The sequence below is a fragment of the Vibrio sp. 10N.222.48.A3 genome, assembly GCF_041475345.1.
Lineage (GTDB): Bacteria > Pseudomonadota > Gammaproteobacteria > Enterobacterales > Vibrionaceae > Vibrio > Vibrio tasmaniensis_A.
The window spans coordinates 1-3,251 of record NZ_JBFRVX010000722.1; the positions used below are offsets into that span (position 1 = coordinate 1).

Annotated in this window: 1 protein-coding gene; it reads left to right on the forward strand. The window is 40.6% G+C overall.

Annotated features, from left to right (window positions below):
* Positions 1-3,251 (forward strand): hypothetical protein (locus AB4653_RS18905; protein ID WP_372104998.1); only part of this gene is annotated, 3,251 nt, incomplete at both ends.

Genomic DNA, 3,251 nt, shown 5'->3' on the forward strand with positions numbered 1-3,251 from the left:
GATTATAACCTTTACCTCCATGGTAATTTCTTTGTCGATGCTGGTCGAAAAGGCTTACACGGACATGAACAATTAGGTCAATCGGTTAAGCTTGACGAAGTCAAAAACGACGAGAAGCGTCTAAGAGAGGTATGGAATGTAATTTTGGCCAGTGAAGGGACGTTTAATCTGGTCTTAAGTGCATTAGATGCATTTTGTCGTCAATTTAATCTTTCTCATAAAACTACTTCAACTCTAACTGAAGCACTGCATCAGCTATTTGTAACGAAAAATACTTACAAGCGTGAAGTCGTAAAACCAAATAACTGGTTACTTGATGTCGATGAAGCTCAAACGTCATGGAAGTTACTTGATTCACTAGCGCATTGTATACCAATACCTAAACCTCAAAATAATGATCAATCACGTATTTGGTCTACGTTGCCAATATTAAGACAACTTTTGAAAAGTAAAACCTTATATCAGAAGTGTGGGTATGAATTTTTGACCACACGAAATACCGATACAAACTGGACGCCTACACTTGTGGCAGAAGTGTTAGGTGAAGATATAAATCATGTGTTTGAAAAGTCCATTTATATTGAGTATTTAAGTCAGTTTGTTGATTTAGTGAGCAGAGAGATTACTGAGGTTGAACTCAATACCTTGTTGTTACCTTTATTCAAAAAAACCTTAGCTGAGCAACCTTTAGTAGAGCTTTCGACTAATAAAGGACTGGTGGCTGTTTTGCTTACACACCTTAGTAAAGATCAATCAGTGGCTATCCCGATTGATAAAGATGATCAAGATATTTGGGATGTGCTCTCGGGACTAAAGACAGACAAATTATTGGTTCCGAGATTTATTGCCACAGATAGTGATGGTGAATATGCAGTTCTGGCACAGGATGAGCTGTTATCTCTGCTCGCTTGTATAGACACCTATATCAATCAGCACCAGTCTAACTTTAGCCAACAACAGTCCTCAGCTTGCGATAGGATAATCGACTTTGTTATTTCTAATGCTGACTCTAATATTGAGATCAAGATTTCGACGTTTTTTCAGCTATGTAGACACCTGAAACTGTTCAAAGTCGATGCCATTGGCTCGATTCAAAAAACCAAATATCGCTCTTTGAATGAATTATTGGACTTGAAAAGCAAGCGACAGCTATTTGTTAAAAGGGGCGAGCGAGCATTTGGGATGGGGTTCGCTAAAGAGTTGGCGTCAGCAGCGCCTGATATCGAGCTGTGTTTCTTGAATCAAAAGCTGGTAAGTATGTTAGAAGAGTTCAAAGAAATTGGTGGCTGCACAGAATCCAATTGTTTATCTCTGCTTGCTACGTATCCAGCCCTCGGTTCCAAGTCAGGTCGTTTGACATTGCTCAAAGAGTTGTCTGATGAGTTTAAATCGCTGGATGAAAAGCGAGGTTTGCGGTATCTGATTCACGGCAATAAAGAGGATGACCTCAAATATCCTCTTTGGAAAAGAAACAAAACCACAAAAGCCGTGTGGATGAAAGTATGGAAGATGTGTCAAACAGGCGAGCTCCCTGGTTGGTGTCAATTGGACCCAGAATTTGAACAGGTATTGAGAGGTCCGCATGAAGAGTTTATCGGTATTAAGGAACAGTCTTACCAAGGCATTATTGATGTCTATCGGTTAGCGTTACCTATGTGTGACTTTTCAGCGTTTGATGACTGGGAATTAAAAACACTCCTGTCTGATATAGGGGCTGAAGAGCAAAAGGATTTATGGCGTTCAATGCCGATACACCTCACTAATACCGGGGAGCATGTAACGATAACTACTGATTGTTTGATGGAAGGGAGCTCGGACGTACCGTCTGAATTAAATGTCACTATCATTCAGCGCTCTGAACTAAGTGAAGTTGCAGCATGTCAGAAAAAGTGGGTAAACAATGGCCAACCTATTGAACTAATTGATATTGCATTGATGCAAGAACAGCCAGCAAACTTCGCCTCATTCATTCTTGAACAGCTGTGCATTATTCGAGATGAGAAAACGGACGTTTCCGATGAACTTCACGGAAAAATTGAGGAAACACCGTGGTTAACACTAGAGGAACCAAATCATTGTGTTGCACCTAATCAAATATTGAAGTTTGGACTGAGTGAGCTACCTGCTTCAACAAAATTATGCAGTGCTTCAGACAGCATGATTTATCATATTTCACAATTGTCTAATGGACTTGTTCAAGACAGTCAGACTAAAAGCGAATTGGAACGCTGGATTATAAATAACAAGGCTGCAGTTGGTACACGATTGGTCTCTGAGGCTGCGAAAAAACAAAACTACGCTTTGGGCAAGTTGGAAACCGTGACAGAAACGGTTGTTGTACAAGCGTGCTGTATTCCATATTTGTCGGAAAATCTTGTCGGTTGGCTGCTTCTTTCCGAGCTGTTTGAGTCCAACTATCTTGTACCTTCAGAAAATAAACAACAAATGCTATGCAATGAAGTCGATGCTAGTATTTTGTTTACTTCGCTAGAAAAAATTGCTGACCGTGGTCAGGATGATTTCGCAGCTGAATTAAGAACACAACTGCTTGGTGCACTGTGTAAAGCGCAAGCCGGTGTCGAGTTATTGCCTCAAGTACGCTTTCGAAATCAACTTGGATTATATGTTAACGGGTCAAACTTAGTGTCTGACGTCCCTCAAGTGGCACCAAAGTTTCTTATCGATCCCGTTGAATATAAAGTCGTTGAACCCTATTGCAGTAAGTCATTTGAGCAGAGCTCTTCGAATCAGGCCACAAACATTGTTGAAGATGGTAGCAATGCAGAAATACTGAGAAGTTATTTTGAGGATTGGGAAAGGCGTGTACCAATGGACGCTATTGCCACTTTTATGACGCTGTTTACCAAGCAAGAAAGTGTTGAAAGTTTGGCAAAGGGTTATCTAGTGAATAGCAACTTTGAAGCGATTCGTAAAATATATCAGAACAAGTGGGACCCGATTAGCCGAGGGAGAGGGCCGTATTCTGGTCAGCCCTTTAATACCTTATACAAAAGTATCGACTTTGAATTGTCGATATGTGCTGAAAACGCGACATTTATGAATTCCATTTTTGGTCATCGAGTTGAGGTTGAGCTGATAGGAACACCAAACTCGCTGCTTATACACCAAAAATCTAACGCCAAGCTCAAACGGGTTGAGCTTAGAAAGGTGGATACAAACAACATTGATAAGGAGCGTTTGATTCGTCTGTTGGCGAAAGGCGTGGAAGATCTATTCCAAGAAGTATTTGG